Here is a 24501-nt window from a genome sequence, read left to right on the forward strand (position 1 = left end):
GGTCAAAAAAAGATCAAAAATGAACCCGCACCGTGTGCGTCGGGAATCGACGGCTATCCGCATCTCAATTGCAGGATGTGGGCCCTTGCAGCTGTCGCGTGCCACGGGCAAAGGTCAAAAAAAGGTCAAAGGCACCCGAGTGGCATTATTCGAATTCGGTCCCTTCGTGCTCGATGCCGCCGAGCGACGCCTGACGCGGCACGGCGCGCGTGTACCGGTGACCGGCAAGACATTGGACGTGTTGCGACTGCTGGCCGAGGCCGAGGGCCGACTGGTCGATCGCCAGACCTTCAATACCCATTTGTGGCCCGAGGTGATTGTCGAGGATCGCAATCTCACCGTTCACATCTCGGTGCTGCGCAAGGTGCTGGGCGGCGGGACCATCGAGACGGTGGCCAGGAACGGCTATCGACTCGCCATGCCGGTGCGCGCCGTGAAGGGCCAGGAGTCCCCGGAAGCGACGCGGGTGCTCCGCGAGGCGCGCTATCAGCTCGGCCAGGCCGAGCGTGTGCCGGCGCTGCGGGCGCTCGGCCTGTTCGAGCGGGCACTGGCGCTCGATCCCCACGATGCCAACGCGCTGGCGGGACTCGCCTCGACCTATCTCCTGTTGTCCTCGACCACGATCCGCCGGCCCCTTCCGGTGGACGAGGCCGTGCAGCTCGCCACCGACGCCGCGCGGCGCGCGCTGGCCACGGATCCGCGGCAGGGCGAGGCCTACGCCGTCCTGGGCCGCCTGAAGATGACTTACGATGCGGACTGGGCGGGCGCGGAGGCCGATCTCGCGATGGCCGTGGCGCTGGCTCCCGCCTCGGTGGAAACCAGGGTCGGCAACAGCTTCTTCCTGTCGGCGGTCGGCCGTCATCGCGAGGCGCTGGCCGAGCTCGAGCGGGCGCGCGCCATCGACCCGACGCGGCGCGAGACGCACGAGCGCCTGGGACTCGCCTGGTGGATGGCGGGCGACGGCGAGCGCGCCCTGGCGGCACTCGGCGAGGCGGTCTCAGTCGACCCCGAAGCGCGGCGGCCGCACTTCCGGCGGATGGTCGTGCTCGACCAGCTGGGACGGCACGCCGAAGCTGCGGCCGAGCGCGCGATCTGGCTGCGGCTGTTCGGCGATCACACCGAGGCCGAGCGGCTGGCCGACGTCGCCCGGCGCGCCGGCCCGTGCGCCGCCATCGTCGAGTGGATCGCCCGGCTGGCGAAGCTCAACCAGTGGTTCGAGGCAGCGATCCAGGCCATGGCGATCGGCGAGCGCGAGCAGGCGCTCGCCGCCCTGGAGCGCTGCGTCGAGGAGCGCGGCGACAATGCGCCGTTCATCGCCGAGTTCCCGCCCTTCCGGCGGCTCGCCGGCGAGCCGCGATTCGATCGGCTGCTGAGCGAAGTCGGGCTGCTCAGCCCGCCGCCGGCAACGTCACCGTGAAGGTCGAGCCCTTTCCCGGCGTGCTCTGGATGTCGAGCCGACCGCGATGGCGGTTGACGACGTGCCTGACGATGGCGAGGCCGAGCCCGGTGCCGCCGAGCTGTCGCGAGCGGGCGGCATCGACGCGGTAGAAGCGCTCGGTGAGGCGCGGTGGCGGGAATGCCGCCGCCATCGTCCGCGACGGCGCGACGCGATCCTCGCCCAGCGGCCGCGCCGCGACGCGCGCGGTCCGCCGCAGCGGCCCTGGTCGCAGGACGACCACCGAGACGGAAGTCAGGAGCCGTTCGCCCAAGCCGCGCGATGCCCCCCGGGAGCGTGATGCCGGACCGATGGATTCTCTTGATCGAGCCATTCGTTTCGACTATTCTCGAATCATGGAAACAAAGGATGCCGTGCAGGGATTTGCGGCCCTGGCGCAGGAGACCCGGCTTGATCTCATGCGCCTGCTGGCCTCGCGTGGCGCGTCCGGCATGGCCGCGGGCGAGCTCGCTGCCGCCCTGCGCCAAGCGCCCTCGACCTTGTCGTTCCATCTGGCTGCGCTGGAACAGGCACAGCTTGTCCAATCCGTCCGGCGCGGTCGACACGTCATCTACGCGGTCCGCTTCATCGGACTTCGCACCCTCCTCGGCTTCCTGACCGAGACCTGCTGCGGCGGCCGCCCCGAACTGTGTGGCGACCTCGCCCGACTGCTCCCAGACCCTCCCGAGGACGACTCCATGACCCCTTCGTTCAATGTGCTTTTCCTGTGCACGCGCAATTCCGCGCGATCGCTGATGGCCCAGTCGATCCTGGAGAAGGTCGGCAAGGGCAAGTTCAACGCCTACTCCGCAGGCTCCGAGCCGGCCCGCAGTCCGATGCCGGAGGTGATCGAGAAGCTGAAGGCGCTGGGCCACGACGTCTCCGGCCTGCACTGCAAGTCGTGGGACACGTTCGTCGGGCCCGACGCGCCGCAGATGGACTTCGTCATTGCCCTCTGCGACACGCTGGATGGCCAGGACTGTCCCGATGTCGGTCCCAACCCGATCACGGCATCGTGGCCGCTGCCCGACCCGGCCAAGTTCAAGGGCACGCCTGCGGAGCAGGCCACGATGATCAACGAGCTCTACGGCATGATCCGCCGCCGCCTCGAGATCTTCGTCAACCTCCCCTATGCCTCGCTCGACCGGCTGGCGCTGAAGAAGCGCCTCGACGAGCTGGGCGACAGTGCACGCGCGCCGGTCTAGCGGAGTCTGCCATGAAGGTCGGCATCAACGGCATGGGCCGCATGGGTCGGCTCGCCCTGCGCGCGGCGCTCGGCGGCGCGCCGCGCGCGGCGGACGATCCGCGGCGCGGCAACCGCCTCGACATCGTGCATGTGAACGAGATCAAGGGCGGCGCCGAAGCGACGGCCCATCTGCTCGAGTTCGACAGCATCCACGGCCGCTGGTCCGCCTCCTTCGAGGCGGACGAGCGCGGCATCGCGGTCGGCGGCCGGTACATCGGTTTCAGCGCCGAGGCCTCGCCGGGCGGCGTGCCGTGGGGCGACCTCGGCTGCGAGATCGTCCTCGAATGCACGGGCAAGTTCCTGAAGCCCGAGCAGCTCGACGCCTACTTCCAGCGGGGTGTGAAGCGCGTCATCGTCGCCGCCCCGGTGAAGGACGACCGGGCGCTGAACGTCGTGGTCGGCGTCAACGACCATCTCTACGAGCCCGGGCGGCATCGGCTGCTGACCGCCGCGTCCTGCACCACCAATTGCCTCGCGCCCGTGGTCAAGGTCGTGCACGAGGCGATCGGCATCCGGCACGGCCAGATCACGACCATCCACGATCCCACCAACACCAACGTCGTGGTCGATGCCCCGCACAAGGACCTGCGGCGCGCCCGCTCGGCCATGGCCTCGCTGGCGCCCACGACGACGGGCAGCGCCACGGCGATCGCGCTGATCTATCCCGAGCTGAAGGGCAAGCTGAACGGCCACGCGGTGCGGGCGCCCGTACTCAACGCCAGCCTGACCGACTGCGTGTTCGAGCTGAAGCGCGGCACGACCGAGACGGAGGTCAACGACCTGTTCGCCCGGGCCGCGCGAGGTCCCCTGGCCGGCATCCTGGGCTACGAGACGAAACCCCTGGTCTCCGTCGACTACTGCAACGACACGCGCAGCGCCATCGTCGACGCGCCCAGCACGATGGTCACCGATGGCACGCTGCTCAAGGTCTATGCCTGGTACGACAACGAGATGGGCTATGTCAGCCGGATGGTCGACCTCGCCAACCAGGTGATCGACGCGGAGACGTGATGTGGCTTCCGCTGCCCGCAGCTACCTGATCGTCACCCTGTCCTACTGGGGCTTCACCCTGGTCGACGGCGCGCTGCGCATGCTCGTGCTGCTGCACTTCTTCCAGCTCGGCTACTCGCCGTTCACGCTCGCCTTCCTGTTCCTGCTGTACGAGTGCGCCGGCATCGTCGCCAACCTGGCCGGCGGCTGGCTCGCGGTGCGCTTCGGCATCCCGCGCATGCTAATGGCCGGCCAGGCGCTGCAGATCGCCGGCCTGGTCATGCTCTCGCTGCTCGGACCGGAATGGAGCGCGGCCCTGTCGGTGGCCTGGGTGGTCGCCGCCCAGGGCATCTCGGGTCTCGCCAAGGACTTCACCAAGACGGCGTCCAAGTCGGCCATCAAGGCGACCGCCGCCCAGGGGTCGGGCCAGCTCTTCCGCTGGGTCGCGTGGTTCACCGGCTCGAAGAACGCCATGAAGGGGCTGGGCTTCTTCGTCGGCGGCCTGCTGCTGGACCTGGTCGGCTTCAGGCCCGCGCTCTGGCTGATGGCGGCCGCCATCCTGGTCGTCATGGCCGGCGGTGCGCTGCTGCTGCCGCGCCAGCTCGGGAGGGCGAAGCCGTCGCGGACGGTGCGCGAGCTGTTCGCCAAGTCGCGCGGCGTCAACCTGCTGGCCGCCGCGCGCATCTTCCTGTTCGGTGCGCGCGACGTCTGGTTCGTCGTCGGCCTGCCCGTATTCCTCTACGCCAGCGGCTGGCGCTTCACGGAGGTCGGCGGCTTCCTCGCGGCCTGGACCGTGGCCTACGGCGGCATCCAGGCCTTCGCGCCCGGGCTGGTGACGCGCAGCGACGACGGGCTCAGCCGCGAGGTTCCCAATGCCCGCCTGTGGGCAGGACTGCTGGCCGCCGTGCCGCTGGCGCTGTCGGTGCTGCTGCACCAGGCCGGGCCGTGGCCGCCGGACCTCGTCGTGGTCGCGGGGCTCGCCTTGTTCGCCCTGCCCTTCGCGGTCAACTCCTCGCTCCATTCCTACCTGATCCTGGCCTATGCCGGATCGGAGAAGGCGGCGGAGGACGTCGGCTTCTACTACGCGGCCAACGCTGCCGGCCGACTGCTCGGCATCCTGCTGTCCGGCGCGCTCTACCAGATGGGCGGCCTCGACGCCTGCCTGCTCGGATCGACGGCCATGCTACTCGCCTGCTGGGCCATCACCTTCCTCCTGCCGAGCCGGGGGGCGATGCCGCGCGGGCAGGCGGCTTGACCCTCTCCTTCACCTTCAACTTTTCGCGGATCATGGAAAGAGGGCGTGGCTGAGCGATGTCCCTGTTCGAACGGTACCTTACCCTGTGGGTGGCGCTCTGCATCGTGGCCGGGATCGCGCTCGGCCACGCGTTTCCCGCCCTGTTCCACGCCATCGGCAGCGCCGAGGTCGCCCACGTCAACCTGCCGGTGGCGTTGCTGATCTGGCTGATGATCATTCCCATGCTGGCGAAGGTCGACTTCGCCGCCATCGGCAAGGTGCGCGAGCACTGGCGCGGCATCGGCGTCACCCTGTTCATCAACTGGGCGGTCAAGCCCTTCTCGATGGCGCTGCTGGGCTGGCTGTTCGTCGGCCATCTCTTCCGCCCCTGGCTGCCGGCCGGCCAGATCGACAGCTACATCGCCGGCCTGATCCTGCTGGCGGCCGCGCCCTGCACGGCCATGGTGTTCGTGTGGAGCAACCTGTCGGACGGCGAGCCCGACTTCACCCTGACGCAGGTGGCGCTGAACGACACAATCATGGTGTTCGCCTTCGCGCCCATCGTCGGCCTGCTGCTCGGCCTGTCGGCCATCACGGTGCCGTGGCAGACGCTGCTGCTGTCGGTCGGCCTCTACATCGTCGTGCCGGTCGTGCTGGCGCAGGTGCTGCGCGCCGGCGCGCTGGCACGCGGCGGCGCGGCCGGCCTGGCGGCGCTGCTGGCGCGCCTGCAGCCGCTCTCCCTCGTGGCGCTGCTGACCACGCTGGTCCTGCTGTTCGGCTTCCAGGGCGAGCAGATCATCAGTCAGCCGCTGATCATCGCCCTGCTCGCCGTGCCGATCCTGATCCAGGTCTACTTCAACGCGGGACTGGCCTACCTGCTGAACCGCGCGACCGGCGAGGCGCATTGCGTCGCCGCGCCGTCGGCGCTGATCGGCGCCAGCAACTTCTTCGAACTCGCCGTCGCCGCCGCCATCAGCCTCTTCGGCTTCTCCTCGGGCGCCGCCCTTGCCACGGTGGTCGGCGTCCTGATCGAGGTGCCGGTCATGCTGTCGGTGGTGAAGATCGTGAACGCCAGCAAGGGCTGGTACGAGCAAGGGGCCGCGGTGACGACCCTCAATCGCGCGTCACCTCGGCGGAGAGCGGGTCGGTGACGTCGGCCCGCACGTACTCGCTCTGCCCCGGCGTGATGGTCATCAAGGTCACGCCATCGGGATAGTCGAACCGGTGCCAGGCGCCTGCCGGGACGATGGCGAGCTTTCCGGTGTCGACCGGCATGGACTGCAAGCCCGCATCGGTGAGGACATGCAGCGTCGCGGCACCGTCGATGATGTAGACGAACTCATCTCCGTCGGGATGCCTTTCCCACGCGCCCCGGCCGGCCGACTTGTTCACGAAGATGGTGGCATCGCGATAGGCGGCCAGGCGGGTCGACGAGCCTTTTCGATCCTCCCTGGTCGAGGTCGGCGTGCGCCCTCGAAACATGGTCAACTTCGCCAGTTCCGCGTCCAGATCGAAAAGAGCCGTCATCACACGCTCCGCGCCGGGCCAAAGGTCCGTCTCAGCCATGCGGCTCGAACGTTAAGGGTTCGTGACGGTGCCATCGCAAGCAACGCGGTCGCGCAGGCAGAGCGACTATTTCGAATATTCCGGAAATACCGTTTGACAGGGCCGGAAGGCTTCTCCAAGGTCTCCGCATGAAGCTCGACGATGCCGCCGCGCGCCTCGAAGCCTTGGGCAACCCGACCCGGCTGAAGATCTTTCGCACCCTTGTGCGGGCGGGCGACGAGGGCATGGCGGTCGGCCGCCTGCAGGAGCGGCTCGACATCGCCGCGTCGACCCTGTCGCATCACCTCAAGGCGCTGGTCGGCGTCGGCCTCGTCACCCAGACCCGTGAGGGGACGACGCTGATCTGCAACGCGAGCTACGGCGAGATGCACGGGCTGATCGACTACATGGTCGCCGAATGCTGCGCCGACGGCTCCTGCCCGCCCGCCATCGTGTCGAAGTTCAAGAAGGTCGCCTGAATTTTTTTTGCCCCGCTATTTCGATGATTCTAGGAGAACCGGAGAAAGTCATGCCCGATTCGCTGAACAGGCCGAAGACGGTCGCCATCCTGGGCGCCGGCCCCGTGGGCCTTGCCGCCGCCGCCCATGTGCTGGAGCGCGGCATGGAGCCCGTCGTGCTCGAGGCCGGCCCGCAGGTCGGGCACGCCGTGCGCCAGTGGGCACATGTGCCGCTGTTCTCGCCGTGGGAATACGCCGTCGACAAGGCCTCGGAGCGCCTGCTGGTGGCTGCCGGCTGGAACTCGCCGCCGCCCGACCAGTACCCGACCGGCGCCGAACTGCTGGCGCAGTACCTCGAGCCGCTGGCCACGCGCACGCCGCTCAAGGACCACATCCGCACCAGCAGCATGGTGACCAGTGTCGGCCGCGCCGGCTTCGACAAGATGAAGAGCAACGGCCGCGCCTTCGAGCCCTTCACCATCCGCTACCAGAACGGGAAAGGGGCCGAGCAACTGAAGGCCGATGCCGTGATCGACGCCACCGGCACCTGGTTCTCGCCCAATCCGGCCGGCGCGGACGGCTTGCCGGCGATCGGCGAGCGCGAGGCGCAGGACCGCATCGCCTACGGCATGCCCGACGTGCTGGGGCGCGATCGTGCGCGCTACGCCCGCCGCCGGGTCGCCGTGCTGGGTGCCGGCCATTCGGCGATCGGCACCCTGATCGACCTCGTCCGCCTCGGCGAGGAAGCCTCGGGCACCGAGGTGATCTGGCTGCTGCGCGGCGACAGGCCGGAGAAGGCGTTCGGCGGCGGCGCCAACGACAAGCTCGCCGCGCGCGGCGCGCTGGGCTCGGCCTTCGCGAAGCTCGTGACGGACGGCAGGATCTGCGTCGAGACAGGCTTCCGCGTCAGCCACGTCTCGCGCGACGGTGACGGGCTGCGCATCGGCGCCGGCTCCTCGTGCTGCGGTCGCTTCGTCACCGTCGACGAGCTGGTGGTGGCGACGGGCTTCCGGCCCGACTTCGACTTCCTGCGCGAGGTCCGGCTCGGGCTCGACCCTGCGATCGAATGTCCGCCGGCGCTGGCGCCGCTGATCGATCCCAACATCCACAGTTGCGGCACCGTGCGCCCGCACGGCGCGCGGGAGCTCGCGCAGCCCGAGCCCGGCTTCTACTTCGCCGGCATGAAGAGCTACGGGCGAGCCCCGACCTTCCTGATGCTGACCGGCTACGAGCAGGTCCGGTCGATCGTGGCCGAGATCGCCGGCGACAAGGAAGCAGCGGCACGTGTCGAGCTGGTGCTGCCGGAGACCGGCGTCTGCTCCGGCCCCGGCCCGCAAGCCGCGCTTGGCGACGGCGCGACCGACGCGGCTGCCGGCTGCTGCGGCGGGCCGGCCCCGGCCACGGAAGCGAGCGCGGGCGCGGGGGCCTGCTGCGCGGACGATGCCCATGCCAAGGCCGAGGGCAGGAAGGGCTGCGGCTGCTGATGACCACCGACCGGCGATCGGGCGCCCGCCTGGTCGCGATCGTCTGCGCAGCCCAGGTCTTCGTGCAGATCGGCGCCTACTACTGGCCGGCGCTGCTGCCGCAGATGATGGAGCGATGGTCGCTGTCCAACGGCGCCGCCGGCTGGATAACCTCGTCCTTCTATGCCGCCTACATGCTGTCGGTGCCGGTGCTGGTGACGCTCACCGATCGTATCGACGCCAAGCGCGTCTACCTGTTTGGCGTTGGCTGCACGGTGGTGGCGCACCTCGCCTTCGGGCTGTTCGCCGAAGGCTTCTGGTCGGCCATGGCGCTGCGGGCGCTGGCCGGGATCGGCTGGGCCGGCACCTACATGACCGGCCTGAAGCTGCTGGCGGACCAGGTCGATGCGAAGATGATGTCGCGTGCCGTCACCGGTCACGCCGCCAGCATCGGGATCTCGGGCGCGCTGTCGTACATGCTGGGCGACCTGCTGTCGCAGACGCTCGGCTGGCAGGCCGCCTTCGCCAGCGCCGGCGTCACGGCGGCGATCGCCTGGCTCACCGTGGCGCTCAGCGTCCCCGGCCGACCGCCCCCGGCATCCGCAGCGGCCGCCACGCCGCAGGCGCTGTTCGACTTCCGTCCGGTGCTGCGCAACCGCTCCGCCTTCGCCTACTCGCTCGCCTATTGCGTCCACACGCTCGAGATGAACGCCCTGCGCGGCTGGGGCGTCGCCTTCCTCGCCTGGGTGGCCGCCAGCCAGGGCGCGGTCGAGGGCATCCTCTCGCCCACCACCGTCGTCACGGTGCTCGGCCTGCTGGGGACGCTGACCAGCGTCGTCGGCAACGAGGCCTCCATCCGCTTCGGCCGGCGGCGGCTGGTGATCGCCGCCATGGTCCTGTCGATCGGCCTCGGCGCCACGATCGGTTTCGTCGGCGCCCATGGCTACTGGCTCGCCGTCATCCTGGTGGTCGTCTATGGCGCGATCATCTGGCTCGATTCCTCGTCCCTCACCGCCGGCGCCGCCGGCGCCGCGGATCCGGCGCGGCGCGGCGCCACCCTCGCGGTCCACTCCATGCTGGGATACGCCGGCGGCTTCGTCGGTCCGCTGGCGATCGGCTGGACGCTCGACGCCGCAGGCGGCATGTCGCCGCTGGCCTGGGGCCTCGCCTTCGCCCTGGTGGCCGCCTTGATGGCGCTGGCGCTCGTGGCGTTCGCAGCGCTAAGACCGCGGGGCCTCGCCGGCGACCGCCTGTAACGAGGCGATTCCAACGGGGCGACCCGCGACGTCAGGAGGCATCGGTGCAGGCCGCGCTCTTCACGCTGATCCCCTGGGCTGCCCTGCTGATCGGCGCCGTCGCCACCGTGTTCCTGCAGCCCGGGCCGCAGGTCCGGAGCGGCGTCCAGCATTTCGCCGCCGGCGTCGTATTCGCCGCGGCGGCAACCGAGATCCTGCCCGACGTGAAGCACGCCGGCTCGCTGGCGGCCGTCATGGTCGGCGCCGTGATCGGCGTCGCGGCCATGCTGGCGCTGAAGTCCTATGGGCGGCGGGCGCAGGGCGCCGTCGGCCTCGCCGCGGCGACCGGGATCGATATCCTGATCGACGGGCTGGTGCTGGGACTGAGCTTCGCCGCCGGCGCGCGCCAGGGCGTCCTGCTGACCCTGGCGCTCACCGTCGAGGTCCTGTTCCTCGGCCTGACGCTCGCCGGCCAGTTCGCCGCGACTGCCTCGGCCCGCTGGAAGGCCGTGGCGCTGACCGGCGCCATCGGTCTCGGCCTGCCGCTGGGCGCCATTTGCGGCAGCCTGGCCGCCGGCCTGCCGCCCACGATCGTGACCGGCTTCTATGCCTTCAGCCTGATCGCCCTGCTCTACCTCGTCACCGAGGAGCTGCTGGTCGAGGCGCACGAGACCGCCGACACGCCGGCGATCACGGCGATGTTCTTCGCCGGCTTCCTCGTCGTGCTGCTGATCGAGGACCTGATGAGGACCTGATGAGGACCTGACTGTCGCGACCTCTCAGACAGCCGCCGGCAGCGTCACCGTGAAGGTCGAGCCCTTGCCCGGCGTGCTCTGGATGTCGAGCCGTCCGCGATGGCGGTTGACGACGTGCTTGACGATGGCGAGGCCGAGCCCGGTCCCGCCGAGCTGCCGCGAGCGGGCGGCATCGACGCGGTAGAAGCGCTCGGTGAGCCGCGGCAGGTGCGCCGCGGGGATGCCGTCGCCCTCGTCGGCGACCGCGACGGCGACCCGGTCTTCGCTCATCGGCCGCGCCGTCACGCGCACCATCGTGTTGGGCTTGGCGTACTTGACGGCATTGTCGACCAGGTTCTGGAACACGATGGTGAGCTCGTCGTGGTCGCCGACGGCCGGCGGCAGGCCCGGCGTGACCGCGAGGTCGAGCGCCACCTTGCGGCCGCCCGCCTTGAGCTGAAGCAGGTCGAGGACGCCGCGCAACACCCGTTCTATGTCGACGGCGGCGGCGGGGCGGGCGTGCTCGTGCTGCTCGATGCGCGACAGCATCAACAGGTCGTCGACCAGGCGCCGCATGCGCTCCGCCTGCTCGGCCATGATCCCCAGAAAGCGCTCGCGCGCGGCGGTATCGTCGCGCGCCGGTCCGCGCAGGGTCTCGATGAAGCCGGCCAGCCCGGCGATCGGCGTCTTGAGCTCGTGGCTGGCATTGGCGACGAAGTCGGCGCGCATGCGCTCCGCCCGGCGCAGGGCCGTGGTGTCGTGCAGGACGACCAGCGCCAGCGAACCGTCGGCTGCCGCGCGCGGCAGGCGGCGCAGATGGGCGATGACATCGAGCTCGGGCGGGCCGGGCAGGACGAACTCGACCGCGGTCTGGTCGGGACCGGTGAAGTTGCCGTCGGCCGTCTCCAGCAGCCCGTCGATCGCCGCCAGGAGCTGCGGCTGGCGGAACACCGTCGAGAGATCGCGCTCGGCCGCGGCGGCCCCCAGGATTTGCCGCGCCGCGAGGTTGGTGCGCACGATGCGGCGCTGGCGGTCGACCGCGACCAGCGGATCGGGCAGGCCATCGACGATCGCCTGGGCCGAGGCCGCCAGATTGTCGATCGAGGCGCGCTGTCGGCGCCAGCCGGCCGAGAGCAGCGCCGCCGCCGTCGCCAGTTCCTCGGTCGCGGGGGCGAACGACAGGCGCGGCATCACCGGCTCGCGCTCGTCCGACAACTCGCCGACGAAGCGGGCGAAGCGGGCCAGCGAGCCGAGGTAGCGCTGGACCAGCCACACCGTGACGACGGCGATGCCCGCCATCGCCAGCAGCATCGGCCGCGCCGCCAGAAGGCCCGACCAGTAGAGGACCAGCAGCGCGACGAAGGACGGCGCCAGGGCGACGGCGCTGGCGGCGACGTAGCGGCGCAGCGGGACGGGATCCACCTATTCCCGCCGCGGCGCGAAGAAGCGGATCGCCAGCAGGCCGTAGACGAACCCGCCGATATGGGCGGCCCAGGCGACCTCGGCGTCGCCGGCCCCCGGCGTGCCGCCGAAGATGCCGAAGAAGACGTTGACGGCGATCCACACGCCGGCCACGGGATAGAGCGAGGTCAGGCTGCCGACATAGCGCATCAGCATCAGCACGGCGCCGAACACGCCGCTCACCGCACCCGACGCGCCGATCACCGGATCGCCGGCGCCGGGATTGATCAGAACGTGCACGAAGCCCGCGACGATGCCGGCGGACAGGTAGAACAGCACGAAGCGCCTGGCGCCCAGCAGCCGCTCGATCGGCGCGCCGAAGGCCGCCAGCGTCACCATGTTGATGCCGAGGTGGAGCCAGCCGCCGTGCAGGAACTGGTAGGTGATCGGGGCGGCGAGCAGGCTCAGCAGGTCGCCGCCGCCGCCGGTGTAGGCGGCGGGGACGAGGCCGAAGGTCAGGATGATCGACTCATCCTCGGGCGTGTCGAGAAGGCCGCGCACGAGCTGGACAGCGACGTTGAGCACGATCAGCCACAGCACCGCCGGCGGCAGGTTGATCGCCCGCTCGCCCGTGCCGCGCCCCGGCCCCCGGCGATCGCTGCTGTCGAAAGGCATCGCTGACTCCGTCTCAGACTCGCTCGGCTTCGGGGCGCCGGGCGCGGGCCGGCGCCGTCCGGCGGCGTCGGCCGGACGATGACCGCTTTAGCGCTTTAGGCGGCGCGAGCCCAGCCAAAGAAAGACGCCGCCCAGGATCAGCGTCGGCGAGCCGCAGACGATGGCGAAGCCCGTGTCCGAGTCCATCGGGTCTCCGCCGGTGACGGCGACGATGCAGCCGAGCGTCAGGACCAGCAGAACCGTGCCCGAGACGGCGAAGAACCAGCCCAGCGCGCGCCCCTGGGGCGGCGGCGGGGGATGGATCGGCGGCGGCGGCGGAACCGGCTCGCTCACCGGCCCGCGCCTACTCGGCCCGACCCGACGCGTCCTGGCCCCGGGCGACGCGCTTCGGCGAGGCGCGCGTTGCCGGCCGCTCCCGGCCGGTAGAACGTATTGTACGTATCGAACGGGATGATGGCGCCGTCCGGCGTCACGAAGTGGACGCACGAGCGCTTGACATTGCCGAGGCAGAAATTGAAGCGGTCGAGGAATTCCACGATGGTGACGCGGAAGACGTTCTCGTAGCCCGACCCTTCCGGCATCGGCACCTCGGGCAGGCAGCACAGCAGCGAGCCCAGCCGCTCGGCCGTGTTGGTGTCGGCGGTCGACAGCGACAGCAGGTCGACGAAGCGCTGCCGCAGCTCGGGATACTTCTCGAACGAGATGGCGTTGGGGATCGAGGGCAGCAGCGCCTCGCGCGGCACCAGCGAGGTCAGCGGGATCACGGTCTCGCCGTCGCGCAGGCCGTAGCCGATCGAGATCGACGCGGGATTGCAGGGCAGCGGGATCATGTCGCCGTCGGCGAAGACGCCCGACTCCTCGACGATGCGCCGGCGGATCTCCGACAGCACCACCCGGTTGGTCGAGGGATCGAAGCCCTCGTTGCGGCCGGCATCCTGCACCGGCTGGAAGTTGATGCCGCGAACGCACTTGTAGGTGAGCGCGTGCCGCACGATGGCGCCGATCTCGGTGTCGTTGACGCCGCGCTTCACGGTGCAGACCAGCGTCGTGGAGATGTTGCGCGCCTCGAGATTCGCCAGCGCCTGTCGCCGGATGCGCGACAGCGCCGCGCCGCGGATATTCTTCAGCGCGTCGTCGTTCAGCGAATCGAACTGCAGGTAGACCTCGAAGCCCGGCCGCAGCGCGGCCAGCGCGTCGCAGAAGGCCTCGTCCTCGGCGATGCGGATGCCGTTGGTGTTCAGCATCACGTGCTTGATCGGACGCCGGCGCGCGGCGGCCAGGATATCGAGGATCTGCGGGTGGATGGTGGGCTCGCCGCCGGAGATCTGCACCAGGTCGGGCACGCCCTCGCTCCTCACCAGGGCGTCGAGCATGAACTCGACCTCGGCCAGGCTGCGATGGCTGTCCTTGCGTGGCGAGGAATCGGCGAAGCACACCGGGCAGGCGAGGTTGCAGGCCTCGTTGACCTCGACGATGGCGAGGCAGGAATGCTGCTCGTGGTCGGGACAGAGGCCGCAGTCCCACGGGCAGCCGCGTTCGGTGCGGGTGAAGGGCGCCAGCGGCCGGTCGCCGGGCTTGAGATAGTCCAGCGTGCGGCGCCAGTAGACCGGATCGTCGGACACCAGGGTCTTCATCACGCCGTGCTCGATGCAGCGCTTGGAATAGTAGATGCGCCCATCCTCCTCGACGATCTTGGCCGGCACGAGACCGAGACAGGTCTCGCAGAGCGACGTCGTCTGGCCGAGGAAAAGATAGGGCGCAGATTTGCGTTCTACGCCGTCGTACATGCCCTGCTTCCCCGGTGGATCATGGCCGCAGCGTACAGGACGAGCCCGAGGCAGACAAAATGGAAGAGGTTGAAGGGACCGATCACCTTCGCGTAGGGCTTGAGGAACTCCCAGGCGAAGCGCTGCAGCCCATACCACCCGACCGTGAGGTAGAAGCCGTTGCGCAGCCAGAACGGGTCACGTGCCCGGAAGCGCTGGATCAGCAGCGCCAGCATGGCCGCCATGGCGAGGGATTCGTAGATCTGCACGGGATGGCGGGCGATGCCGTCGCCAAAATCGACAGCCCACGGCAGCCCGCTCGGCGTGCCGTAGGTGAAGTCGGCGAGGCCGGAGAAGAAGCACCCCCAGCGGCCGACCGCCACGGTGGCGGCGAAGGGGGCGGCGAAAGCGATGCCGGTCGAGCCGGTCACGCCGGCGATGCGCTTGAAGGCCTCGACCGCGGCGATCGCCCCGGCGATGCCGCCGACCATCGAGAAACCCAGCGCCTTCTGCCCAGAGAGGAGCGCGTTGGCCGTGCCAAAGAACATGGCGCCGCAGAGCGCCCCCATGCCGGCGGCCACGGCGTAGGCGCCGGGATAGGGCACGCGGCTGGCCGGCAGCGCCTCGGGCGGCAGCAGGCGCCGCGTCACGAACCAGAACACCGTCATCGAGGCCAGCCAGGCCAGCACGTCGAAGACGGCGTGGATGTAGGGTAGGCCGAACCAGGTCATGCCGGGGGCGCGCCACTCCAGTGGCGCGATCTGTCATCCTGAGTGCAGCGAAGGATCTCATGCCGGTCGCAAGCGGCGACGAGGTCCTTCGCTGCGCTCAGGAAGACATGATTCATCGGCTCCAGCCCGGAAAGCCATGAACGCGCCACTGGAGTGGCGCGCCCCCAGCGATGACTACTTCCTCGGACCACCCTGCCCCGTCGCCCGCAGCCTGAGGCGGAGCGCGTTCAGCTTGATGAAACCCTCGGCATCGCGCTGGTCGTAGGCCCCGGCATCGTCCTCGAAGGTCACGGTCTTCATCGAGTAGAGCGACCTGGGCGACTTGCGGCCGACCACGGTGGTGTTGCCCTTGTAGAGCTTCAGTCGCACCGTGCCCGTGACGTTCTCCTGGCTCCGGTCGATCAGCGCCTGCAGCATCTCGCGCTCGGGTGCGAACCAGAAGCCGAAGTAGATCAGCTCGGCATACTTCGGCATCAGCTCGTCCTTGAGATGGGCCGCGCCGCGGTCGAGCGTGATCGATTCGATGCCGCGATGGGCAGCGTACAGGATCGTGCCGCCCGGCGTCTCGTAGATGCCGCGGCTCTTCATGCCGACGAAACGGTTCTCGACAAGGTCGAGGCGGCCGATGCCGTTGGCCTTGCCGAGCTCGTTCAGCTTCGTGAGCAGGGTCGCCGGCGACATCTTCTCGCCGTCGATGGCGACGGCATCGCCCTTCTCGAAGTCGATGGTGACGTAGGTCGGCTTGTCGGGCGCGGCCTCGGGCGAGATGGTGCGCTGGTAGACCATCTCGTCGGCCTCCTCCCAGGGATCCTCCAGGATCTTGCCCTCGCTGGAGGAGTGCAGGAGGTTGGCGTCGACCGAGAACGGCGCCTCGCCGCGCTTGTCCTTGGCGATGGGGATCTGATGCGCCTCGGCGAACTCGAGCAGCTTGGTGCGCGACGTCAGCTCCCATTCGCGCCACGGCGCGATCACCTTGATGTCGGGCTGCAGCGCGTAATAGGAGAGCTCGAAGCGGACCTGGTCGTTGCCCTTGCCGGTGGCGCCGTGGCAAACCGCGTCGGCGCCGAGCTCGCGGGCGATCTCGATCTGGCGCTTGGCGATCAGCGGGCGGGCGATCGAGGTGCCGAGCAGGTACTGGCCTTCGTAGAGCGCGTTGGCGCGAAACATCGGGAAGACGAAGTCCCTCACGAACTCCTCGCGGACATCGTCGATGAAGATGTTCTCGGGCTTCACGCCCGCCATCTCCGCCTTCTTGCGGGCCGGACCCAGCTCCTCGCCCTGGCCGAGGTCGGCGGTGAAGGTCACGACCTCGCAGCCATAGGTGGTCTGCAGCCACTTCAGGATGACCGAGGTGTCGAGGCCGCCGGAATAGGCGAGCACGACCTTCTTGATGTCGCCCTTCTTGTAGGGCCCGGTATAAGTAATGCTCATGGCGGCCGGATTCCGTGTCGGATCGATGAAGGCGCGCGACTATAGCCATGGCGCTTGTCCGGGCAAGCCTGCCGCAAAGACGCTATAATCGATCCCAAGGTAAACTAGCCCATGGCATCGCCCCTCCACCGCCTCGCCTACGCCGCACGCCAGACCGCGCGGGTCGCCTGGTACGCCGGCCACTATGCCGCCGGCCGCCGGATGATGAAGCCGATGCCCAAGCCGGATTTCCCGGTCGGTCCGACCCCGTCGCGGGAGGAGATGACCCGCGACATGCGGGCGCTGTTCCAGCGCGAATGGCGGGACGTCGAGGCCGGGCTTTTCCCGGCGCCGCGGCCGCTGTCGATGGACCCGGGCGAGATCCTGCGCCGCAGCCTGCTCTACTTCCGCGACCTGCCGCAGGTCGACGCGCGCCGCCACGGCCAGGCCGACGAACTGCCGCCCGGCCAGCAGGGCGACGGCCTGCCCGACTACTATCGGCAGAACTTCCACTTCCAGAGCGACGGCTGGCTCTCGGACCAGTCGGCGACGATCTACGACACCCAGGTCGAGGTGCTGTTCACCGGCGCCGCCGACGCCATGCGCCGGCGTGCGCTGCGACCGATCGCCGACTGGATGGCCGGCCGCAACCAGCGCGGCCTCAAGGGGCTCGACGTCGGCTGCGGCACCGGCCGGCTGCTCGCCTTCCTGCACGATGCCTGGCCGGGCATGAAGCTCACCGGCCTCGATCTCAGCGCACCCTACCTCGCCGAGGCGCGCCGCCTGATCGGCCGAACGGCGCGCGTGAAGCTGGTCGAGGGCGCGGCCGAAGCGCTGCCGTTCGAGGATGCCAGCCTCGACCTCGTCGTGTCGTCGTTCCTGCTGCACGAGCTGCCCGCCGACGTGCGCGCGACGGCGCTCAGCGAGATGGCCCGCGTGGTGAAGCCGGACGGCCTCGTGGTCGTCGTCGATTCGATGCAGAAGGGCGACATGCCGTCCTGGGACGGCCTGCTCGACCTCTTCCCGCACTATTTCCACGAGCCGTACTACGCCGAGTACACGCAGGGCAGCGTCGAGGCTTGGGCCGAAGCGGCGGGGCTGAAGGTCGTCGCGGGCGAGCGCGCATTCCTGTCGAAGGTGACGGCGCTCACTTCGTCATCCTGAGCGTAGCGAAGGATCTCATGCCGGTGGCCAGCGGCGATGAGGTCCTTCGCTACGCTCAGGACGACAGACCTTGTGCGCGTTCCCGTCGACAGTAGTCGCATTCCAGAGGTGACAGCACCCCCTGTCATCTCGAGCGGAGCGAGGGACCTTTCCTGGTGCTCGAAGGCCCTCGCTGCGCTCGGCGTGACAGGGGTGCGCCCTAAAGCGCCACCTTCTCCCGCCGACCGCGCTGGCTCGCGCTCTTGAGCTGGCCGCAGGCGGCGAGGATGTCGCGACCGCGCGGCGTGCGGATGGGGGCGCTGAGGCCGCCGTCGTTCACGATCTCGGCGAAGCGGTGCATGCGGTTGTTGGAGCTGCACTCGTAGCCCGCACCCGGCCACGGGTTGAACGGGATCAGGTTCACCTTGGCGTGGATCGGCTTCAGGATCCGCACCAGCTCGCGGGCGTCGGCGTCGCTGTCGTTGACGCCCTTCAGCATGGCGTACTCGAAGGTGATGCGCCGGCTGTTGCGCGCGCCGGGATAGGCCGCGCAGGCCCTAAGCAGCTCGGCGATCGGCCATTTGCGGTTGATCGGCACCAGCGTGTCGCGCACGGCGTCGTTCACCGCGTGCAGCGACACCGCGAGGTTGACGTCGAGCACCTCGCCGACCTTGGGAATCATCGGCACGACGCCGGAGGTCGAGAGCGTGATGCGGCGGCGCGACAGCGCGATCCCCTGCTCGTCCATCACGATCCTGAGGGCGGTCGCGACGTTGTCGAAATTGTAGAGCGGCTCGCCCATGCCCATCATGACGATGTTCGAGAGCATGCGCGTGGTCTCGATCGGCGTCGGCCATTCGCCGTAGCTGTCGCGTGCCACCATGAACTGGCCGACGATCTCGTCGGGTGCGAGGTTGCGCACCAGCGGCTGGGTACCGGTGTGGCAGAAGGTGCAGGTGAGCGTGCAGCCGACCTGGCTCGACACGCAGACTGAGCCGCGATCCTCCTCGGGGATGTTGACCGTCTCGGCCTCGTTGCCGTCGGCGAAGCGCAGCAGCCACTTGCGCGTGCCGTCGACCGAACGCTGCTCGGTGACGATGCCGGGCCGCTCGATGACGAAGAGATCGGCCAGCCGCTGCTGCGTCTTCCGGGCGACGTTGGTCATGCGCCCGAAGTCGATGACGCCGTGCCAGTAGATCCACTGCCAGACCTGGCGGGCCCGGAACGGCTCCAGCCCGGCCTCGGCCAGCGTCTCCTTCAGCCCCTCGCGCGACAGGCCGACCAGGTTGCGGCGCGTGTCGTTGCGGCCGCGGAACGGCTCGACGATCTGCAGGGGCTCGGTCGGCAGGAGGGCCATGGAAGGGGGAGATAGGCGGGCGGGCAGGCCGGCGCAACTGCCGATCCCGACGCCCCCGAAGCCAATCTAGCGCTGGGCGCCCTTCTGCCAGGCCTCGATGGCGGGGAAGCGATGGACGAAGTTCAGGACGTTCAGGGTCAGGTTGTCGCGGACCACGGACGCCGCGGCGATCTCCAGGGCGAGCGCCAGGGCCACGGTCGCGGGCCAGGGCAGCAGGCGGGCGAGCGTGAAGCCCGTCATCATGGCCACCGTGTCGAGCAGGGAATTAACGATGCTGTCGCCGGTGTAGCCGGCCGCCAGGGCCTGCTGGCGATAGGCCTCGATCACCCAGGGCGTGTTCTCGGCGATCTCCCAGGCCCCCTCGATGACGACCGCGAGCACCAGGCGCCAGGGAACGGCCAGGCGCGGCAGCACCAGCCGCAGCAGGCCGTAGAACAGGATGCCGTGGACGATGTGGGAGGGCGTGTACCAGTCGAAGAGCTGCTGCGAGAGTTCGGGCGACCAGATGTCCCCGACCCAGAGCCGGACCGTGCCGCAGCTGCAGATCCAGACGCGGCCCATGAGATGGAGGACCAGCGCCTGGATCGCCATGAGCGCCAGGATGGCGGCCGCCGCGGCCCGGACCCGGGTCACTTGCGCGCCTCCGCCGCCCGGGCGCGGATCCTCTGCTTGCGCTTGTAGATCGGCTCGCCGAACACCGGCAGGGCGACCGGCTCGGTCGGACCGCCCTCGCCCACCGGCCGCTCGGCGTGGCGGCCGAGGCTCAGCAGGCGGTCGTACATGACCAGGGCGCCGGCGACGCCGAGGTTGACCGAGAAACGGGTGGGGATTCTCACCACATAGTCGCACAGGGACTGTACGTCGGCCGACAGGCCTTCCCGTTCCGAGCCCAGGATGTACGCGGCCTGTCGCGGATGGCGGAAGGTCGGCAGCTCGATCGCGTCATCGGTGATCTCGATGCCGACCAGCCGGCAGCCCTGCGGCAGGCGGAACGCCTCGAGGTCGGCGAAGTGGTAGGTCGGCACCGAGCGCGGCGTGTCGGACGTGTCGGCCTGGCCACCCTCGCGGCGGTCGTACTGGGCCCTCAGGGTGAACACGAAGGCGGCGTCGAAGGCATGGGCGGTACGAAAAAGCGTGCCCACGTTCACGGCCTTGCTGACGCCTTCCACGCCGATGCCGAAATAGCCCTTCATGCCGTCTTTTGGCCCTCTTTCGCCGCACCGCAATTTGTTGCACTAATCGGTGGCCGGCGCCCGCCATCCCCCGGGTAGCGCCGGGCCTGCCGTGAAACAAGGCCAGAATGACCGTTCCCTCGCCGCTGGATGCCGTCCGCGCCCAATACGAAGCGCTGCCCTACCCGCCGCGCGATCCGCGGGACGAAGCGATCCGGCTGATCACCGGCACCCCGAGCCACGTCCTCGAGATCAACCACTACCTGTTCGCCGGGCGCCTGAACTTCATGCGGCCGTTCCGGGCGCTGGTGGCGGGCGGCGGCACCGGCGACGCCTGCATCATGCTGGCCCAGCAGCTCGCCGACCGGCGCTGCCCCGGCGAGGTGATCTATCTCGACCTCTCGACCGCCTCGCGCCAGGTCTGTGAAGCACGCGCCCGGGCACGCGGCCTGCGCAACATCCACTTCCTGACCGGCTCGCTGCTCGACCTGCCGGCGATGGCGATCGGGCAGTTCGACTACATCGACTGCACCGGCGTCCTGCACCACCTGCCCGACCCGGCCGAGGGCATGCGCGCGCTGGCGAGCGTGCTCGCACCCGAAGGCGGGCTCGGCGTCATGCTCTACGGCGAATACGGCCGCAGCGGCGTCTACCCGCTGCAGGAGCTGCTGCGCACGCTGGCGCCGCCGTCGATGGCGCTGGAGGACCGCATCGCCATGTCCAAGCGGCTGATCCGCTTCCTGCCGACGACCAACCTGTTCCGCCGCAATCCCTATCTCAACGACCATGTGACCGGCGGCGATGCCGGCCTCTACGACCTGCTGCTGCACTCCTGCGATCGCGCCTTCACGGTGCCGGAGATCGGGCACATGGCGGCCCAGTCCGGCCTGCGCGTCGTCGCCTTCCTCGAGCCCGTGCGCTACGAGCCGGCGACCTACATGAGCGATCCGATCATCGCGCGCCAGGCGAGCTCGCTGCCGCTGCTCGATCGCGCCGCCTTCGCCGAGCGCCTGGCCGGCAACCTGCGCACCCACGTCTTCTATGCCACGCGCGCCGGCTTCGACACGGTGGCGCGGCCCGAGGACACGTCGGCCATCCCCGTGCTGCGCGAGATGGATGCCCAGAAGCTCGCCGCCGGCCTTCAGCCGGGCACGCCGCTGGTCGCCAACCTCGACGGCTTCCCCTGGCGTGCCCAGCTGCCGCCGCTCGCGGCCCGCATCGTGTCGCAGATCGACGGCCGCAAGACGGTGGCGGAGATCTACACGGCGCTCGGGGCCCAGGGCGGCCTGCCGCAGTGGGAGGACTTCTACACGCAGTTCGAGGACCTCTACCTCAAGCTGAACGGCGTGAACCACCTGCTGCTGCGCTTCCGGACCTGAAGCGATCGCGGCGGCCGCCATGGGCGGTTCCCTCCTGGCGTTGGGCCTCGGCAACTCGCTGCTGTGGTCGCTCTATCTCCTGCTGACCCGCCACGTCGTGAACGACGCAGGGCTCGATGCCGGCGCGTACACCCTGGTCCAGCTCCTGACCGCCGGTCTCGTCATGCTGTGGCTCGGCCGGCGGGCGCCGGGAAGCTGGCGCGAGCTGCTCGCCCCCTGGACGCTGGGCTATGCCTTCCTGCGCGTCGCCATCAACGGCGCGACCGCGGCGGCCGTCGTCTGGCTGGCGGTCACCCAGAGCACGCTTCTGGCCACGGTGAACGTGCTGATCGGTGCGGCCTCGAGCTGGTGGCTGACACGCCAGAGACCGTCGCGGCATGACTGGCCGGGCCTCGCCCTGATGACCGCCGGCCTCGCCGCCTTTGCGATGGCCCTCGCACCGCCGGCCTGGCGCGGCCTCGCCTGGCTGGTCGCTTCGGAGACGATGGCCGTCGCGGCGTCGTGGATGATCGCGCGCCATCCGCGCAACCGCCTGACCGACCTCGGCGCCCGCAGCCGCTTCACGGGCGAGATCCTGGTGGCGGCGTCGCTGGCGCTGATCCTCGTGTGGTCGGTCCTGGGCGTCACCGGTATCGTCGCGTCGCCGTGGACCGGCGCCGGCGACGCCTTCGGCCGCGGCGAACTCTGGTTCTATGCCGTGCTGTCGGGCCTGCTGTTCCGGGCGCCCGGCACCTGGCTCGGCTTCTGGACCATCAACCGGACCGGCGTGCAGACCTACCTGATCGCGCTCACCGCGATGCCGTTCTTCGCCATCGCCCTGGAAGCGATGGCGGCACGGCTCGGCTGGGTGTCGCCGCCTGGCCTGTCCAGCGTCGAATGGGTGGCGGCCGCCACCATCCTCGCGGCCTCGGTGTGGCTTATCGTGGTCCGCCTGCGCAGCACGCCCTGATCGCCCGGCCCCTCATCACTCGGCCGCTCGTCACCCGGCCATCGCCGCGGCGACGAAGGAAACCACGCTCATCGTGATCAGGCTGACCAGAATGGCCATGTAGGCGAACATCTCTTCTCTCTCCCCCTGACGGCGTCACACGGAGCCGACAACGCGCGCACGGGCGATCCGTTCCGCCGGTCACAGGGCGGCCGATCCCTTCTCCCCCACCGGCGACCGGGGAGCCTCGATCACGCCGCCTTCTTCAGCGCCTCGGGATTGATGAGGTTTATCGGCTTGCCGTCGAGCCAGGCCTCGATGTCCTCGATCGTGCCGGCATAGAAATGGCGGTAGCTGTCCTCAACGACGTAGCCCAGGTGCGGCACCAGGGTCACGTTCTCGAGCCGGGTCAGCGGATGCCCCTTGGGCAGCGGCTCCTTGTCGTAAACGTCGAGCCCGGCATGGGCGATGGTGCCGGCCTTCAGGGCCTCGATCAGGGCGGCTTCGTCGACGATCGGGCCGCGCGAGGTGTTCACCAGGATGGCCGACTTCTTCATCTTCGCGAGGTCGGCCGCGCCCAGCAGCCCACGCGTCCGCGCCGACAGGACGAGATGGATGGTGACGAAGTCCGAGGTGGCGAGCAGTTCGTCCTTGCTGACCAGCTTCGCGCCGCCGGCCGCCGCCTTCTCTTCCGTCAGGTTCTGGCTCCAGGCCACGACGTCCATGCCGAAGGCCTTGGCATAGCCCGCGACGCGGCTGCCCAGGCGCCCCAGCCCGATGACGCCCAGCCGCTTGCCTTCGAGCACGACCATCTGCTGGATGCCGTCGTGCCAGCCGCCGGACCGCATCAGTCGCTCGCCCTTCGCCAGATCGCGGGCGCAGGACATCAGGAGTGCCCAGCACAGTTCGGCCGTCGAGGCGTTCGAGCCGCCGCCCGGCGTGTTGCTGATCGGGATGCCGCGCTCGGTCGCCGCCTTGTCGTCGAGGCTGGAGGCGCGCGCGCCCGTCAGGACCATGAACTTGAGGTTGGGCAGCTTCTCGATCAGGGCCCGCGGGAAGGCCGTGCGCTCGCGCAGCAGGCCGAGCATGTCGAAGGGCGCGAGCTTGGCCGCGGCATCCTCGACCGAGGTGAACGGCTCGTGGAACACGGTGATGTCGACGCCGCGCTTGCGCAGCCGGTCCCAGTCGGCCATCCGCAGGGCCACCTTCTGGTAGTCGTCGAGCAGGGCGAGCTTGTGGGTTTGCGGCATGGCGTTTCCTGGAGGATGATGGTGATTGTCGCTCCACTATAGACGCAGGAGACGGTCGTGAGCATCACCGTCACGCCGGTCAGCCCCGACTTCGTCGCCGAGATCGCCGGCATCGACCTCGCCCGGCCACTGCCCGACACCGATCGCGAGACGATCCAGGCCGCCATCGACCGTTATGCCATCGTGGTCTTCCACGGCCAGACGCTGACCGACGAGCAGCAGATCGACTTCGCCCGCCGGTTCGGCCCCATCCATTCCTCGGCCCAGCGCGCCCGCCACACCAGCATCAAGCATCGCCTGGCCTCCAGCGAGATCGCCGACATCTCGAACCTCGACGGCGATTCCCGGGTGCTCGCGCCCGACGCCAAGCGGCGGCTCGACTGGCTGGCCAACCGGTTGTGGCACACCGACGCCTCGTTCCGCGCCGTCCCCGGGGCGCTGTCGCTGCTCTATGCCCATGTCGTGCCCGACGAGGGCGGCGACACCGAGTTCGCCGACCTGCGCGCGGCCTACGAGGCGCTGCCGGCCGCGACGCGGGGCCGGATCGACGGGCTGATCGCCGAGCATTCGATCTGGCACTCGCGCGGCCAACTTTCGGTCACCCGCTACACCGACGAGGAGCTGGCCAGCCTGCCGCCGGTGCCGCAGCCGGTGGTGCGCACCTCGCCGCGCACCGGCCGGAAGAGCCTCTACGTGGCGAGCCACGCCTCGCACATCATCGGCATGCCGGTCCCCGACGGCCGCCTGCTGCTGATGGACCTGATCGAGCACGCCACCCAGCCGCGCTTCGTGCATCGCCATCGCTGGCGGCGAGGCGACCTCGTGATCTGGGACAATCGCTGCACCATGCATCGCGCGCGACCGTTCGACACGACGCTGGTGCGCGACCTGCGTCGCGTGACGACGCGCGACGAGTCCGCCGGCCTCGAGCAGGCCGCGTAGGGAGCCA

The 24501-nt window shown here is 69.6% G+C and carries 24 protein-coding genes and 1 pseudogene; 13 read left to right on the plus strand and 12 right to left on the minus strand.

Features of this window, described 5'->3' with window-relative positions:
• Positions 1–139: 139 nt before the first annotated feature.
• Positions 140–1417, plus strand: coding sequence for a winged helix-turn-helix domain-containing protein (locus ACO073_RS03130; RefSeq protein ID WP_421995170.1), 1278 nt, complete (start codon positions 140–142; stop codon positions 1415–1417).
• Here the strand turns inward: ACO073_RS03130 and ACO073_RS03135 are convergent.
• Positions 1389–1568: pseudogene (locus ACO073_RS03135) on the minus strand (ATP-binding protein); the annotation flags it as partial. The gene ACO073_RS03130 and the pseudogene ACO073_RS03135 sit on opposite strands and share 29 nt — an antisense overlap.
• 223 nt (positions 1569–1791) lie before the next feature.
• Here ACO073_RS03135 and ACO073_RS03140 point away from each other — a divergent pair.
• Genes ACO073_RS03140 through arsB form a run of 4 tightly spaced genes read left to right on the plus strand, consistent with a single transcriptional unit; the run spans position 1792 to position 6056 of the window.
• Positions 1792–2640: a metalloregulator ArsR/SmtB family transcription factor gene (locus ACO073_RS03140; RefSeq protein ID WP_421995172.1), complete on the plus strand. Its 849-nt coding sequence runs from the start codon at positions 1792–1794 to the stop codon at positions 2638–2640.
• An 11-nt stretch (positions 2641–2651) separates the two neighbouring features.
• Positions 2652–3692 (plus strand): ArsJ-associated glyceraldehyde-3-phosphate dehydrogenase, encoded by a 1041-nt coding sequence (locus ACO073_RS03145; protein WP_421995174.1) that lies wholly within the window; start codon positions 2652–2654, stop codon positions 3690–3692.
• Between the two features lies 1 nt (position 3693).
• Positions 3694–4926, plus strand: coding sequence for an organoarsenical effux MFS transporter ArsJ (gene arsJ / locus ACO073_RS03150; RefSeq protein ID WP_421995176.1), 1233 nt, complete (start codon positions 3694–3696; stop codon positions 4924–4926).
• A 56-nt stretch (positions 4927–4982) separates the two neighbouring features.
• Complete coding sequence (gene arsB, locus ACO073_RS03155; protein WP_421995178.1) at positions 4983–6056, plus strand: ACR3 family arsenite efflux transporter; 1074 nt, start codon at positions 4983–4985, stop codon at positions 6054–6056.
• Here the strand turns inward: arsB and ACO073_RS03160 are convergent.
• A complete protein-coding gene (locus ACO073_RS03160) occupies positions 6019–6471 on the minus strand; it encodes a cupin domain-containing protein (protein ID WP_421995180.1) in 453 nt (150 codons plus the stop codon). The two genes, arsB and ACO073_RS03160, sit on opposite strands and share 38 nt — an antisense overlap.
• Positions 6472–6599: 128 nt before the next feature.
• Between ACO073_RS03160 and ACO073_RS03165 the strand changes: the two genes are divergently transcribed.
• From ACO073_RS03165 to ACO073_RS03180, 4 genes are read left to right on the plus strand one after another with little or no spacing between them, the layout of a single operon-like run.
• Positions 6600–6929 carry an ArsR/SmtB family transcription factor gene (locus ACO073_RS03165; RefSeq protein WP_421995182.1) on the plus strand — a complete coding sequence of 110 codons (330 nt, stop codon included), beginning with the start codon at positions 6600–6602 and terminating at the stop codon, positions 6927–6929.
• Between the two features lie 50 nt (positions 6930–6979).
• Complete coding sequence (locus ACO073_RS03170; protein WP_421995184.1) at positions 6980–8392, plus strand: NAD(P)-binding domain-containing protein; 1413 nt, start codon at positions 6980–6982, stop codon at positions 8390–8392.
• Entirely contained in the window at positions 8392–9627 is a 1236-nt protein-coding gene (locus ACO073_RS03175) for an MFS transporter (protein WP_421995186.1), read from the plus strand. The genes ACO073_RS03170 and ACO073_RS03175 overlap by 1 nt, the downstream gene beginning before the upstream one ends.
• Before the next feature lie 44 nt (positions 9628–9671).
• Positions 9672–10361, plus strand: coding sequence for a ZIP family metal transporter (locus tag ACO073_RS03180; protein ID WP_421995188.1), 690 nt, complete (start codon positions 9672–9674; stop codon positions 10359–10361).
• A 24-nt stretch (positions 10362–10385) separates the two neighbouring features.
• Here the strand turns inward: ACO073_RS03180 and ACO073_RS03185 are convergent, their stop codons facing one another.
• From ACO073_RS03185 to ACO073_RS03210, 6 genes are all read right to left on the minus strand, one after another.
• Complete coding sequence (locus ACO073_RS03185; protein WP_421995190.1) at positions 10386–11762, minus strand: ATP-binding protein; 1377 nt, start codon at positions 11760–11762, stop codon at positions 10386–10388.
• On the minus strand, positions 11763–12416 hold the full coding sequence (locus tag ACO073_RS03190) for a rhomboid family intramembrane serine protease (RefSeq protein ID WP_421995192.1): 654 nt from the start codon (positions 12414–12416) through the stop codon (positions 11763–11765).
• Positions 12417–12503: 87 nt separating this feature from the next.
• The gene (locus tag ACO073_RS03195; RefSeq protein WP_421995194.1) at positions 12504–12749 is read right to left on the minus strand and encodes a hypothetical protein; all 246 of its coding nucleotides are present in this window, start codon (positions 12747–12749) and stop codon (positions 12504–12506) included.
• On the minus strand, positions 12746–14203 hold the full coding sequence (locus ACO073_RS03200) for a radical SAM protein (RefSeq protein ID WP_421995196.1): 1458 nt from the start codon (positions 14201–14203) through the stop codon (positions 12746–12748). The genes ACO073_RS03195 and ACO073_RS03200 overlap by 4 nt, the downstream gene beginning before the upstream one ends.
• Entirely contained in the window at positions 14188–14913 is a 726-nt protein-coding gene (locus ACO073_RS03205) for a prolipoprotein diacylglyceryl transferase family protein (RefSeq protein WP_421995198.1), read from the minus strand. Before ACO073_RS03205 ends, ACO073_RS03200 begins: the two co-directional genes overlap by 16 nt.
• A 174-nt stretch (positions 14914–15087) precedes the next feature.
• Entirely contained in the window at positions 15088–16344 is a 1257-nt protein-coding gene (locus ACO073_RS03210; protein ID WP_421995200.1) for an argininosuccinate synthase, read from the minus strand.
• A 111-nt stretch (positions 16345–16455) separates the two neighbouring features.
• Here ACO073_RS03210 and ACO073_RS03215 point away from each other — a divergent pair, with 111 nt between their 5' ends.
• On the plus strand, positions 16456–17487 hold the full coding sequence (locus tag ACO073_RS03215; RefSeq protein ID WP_421995202.1) for a class I SAM-dependent methyltransferase: 1032 nt from the start codon (positions 16456–16458) through the stop codon (positions 17485–17487).
• Between the two features lie 199 nt (positions 17488–17686).
• Here the strand turns inward: ACO073_RS03215 and rlmN are convergent, their stop codons facing one another.
• The 3 genes from rlmN to ACO073_RS03230 all read right to left on the minus strand — a co-directional run bounded on the left by rlmN (position 17687) and on the right by ACO073_RS03230 (position 20016).
• Positions 17687–18823, minus strand: a complete 1137-nt coding sequence (gene rlmN, locus ACO073_RS03220) for a 23S rRNA (adenine(2503)-C(2))-methyltransferase RlmN (protein WP_421995204.1) — start codon at positions 18821–18823, stop codon at positions 17687–17689.
• A gap of 66 nt (positions 18824–18889) precedes the next feature.
• Positions 18890–19414, minus strand: coding sequence for a DUF2585 family protein (locus ACO073_RS03225; RefSeq protein ID WP_421997385.1), 525 nt, complete (start codon positions 19412–19414; stop codon positions 18890–18892).
• A 38-nt stretch (positions 19415–19452) separates the two neighbouring features.
• Entirely contained in the window at positions 19453–20016 is a 564-nt protein-coding gene (locus tag ACO073_RS03230; RefSeq protein WP_421995206.1) for an RNA methyltransferase, read from the minus strand.
• A 107-nt stretch (positions 20017–20123) separates the two neighbouring features.
• On the opposite strand from ACO073_RS03230, the gene ACO073_RS03235 reads away from it, so the two are divergent.
• Both ACO073_RS03235 and ACO073_RS03240 read left to right on the plus strand, forming a co-directional pair.
• The gene (locus ACO073_RS03235) at positions 20124–21374 is read left to right on the plus strand and encodes a class I SAM-dependent methyltransferase (protein WP_421995208.1); all 1251 of its coding nucleotides are present in this window, start codon (positions 20124–20126) and stop codon (positions 21372–21374) included.
• 19 nt (positions 21375–21393) lie between these two features.
• Positions 21394–22323, plus strand: a complete 930-nt coding sequence (locus tag ACO073_RS03240) for a hypothetical protein (RefSeq protein WP_421995210.1) — start codon at positions 21394–21396, stop codon at positions 22321–22323.
• Positions 22324–22553: 230 nt separating this feature from the next.
• Here the strand turns inward: ACO073_RS03240 and ACO073_RS03245 are convergent, their stop codons facing one another.
• Positions 22554–23552 carry a D-2-hydroxyacid dehydrogenase family protein gene (locus ACO073_RS03245; RefSeq protein WP_421995212.1) on the minus strand — a complete coding sequence of 333 codons (999 nt, stop codon included), beginning with the start codon at positions 23550–23552 and terminating at the stop codon, positions 22554–22556.
• A 57-nt stretch (positions 23553–23609) separates the two neighbouring features.
• On the opposite strand from ACO073_RS03245, the gene ACO073_RS03250 reads away from it, so the two are divergent.
• Complete coding sequence (locus tag ACO073_RS03250) at positions 23610–24494, plus strand: TauD/TfdA dioxygenase family protein (protein ID WP_421995214.1); 885 nt, start codon at positions 23610–23612, stop codon at positions 24492–24494.
• Positions 24495–24501 lie beyond the last annotated feature (7 nt).

Source organism: Reyranella sp. (assembly GCF_965229815.1).
Classification (GTDB): Bacteria; Pseudomonadota; Alphaproteobacteria; order Reyranellales; family Reyranellaceae; genus Reyranella.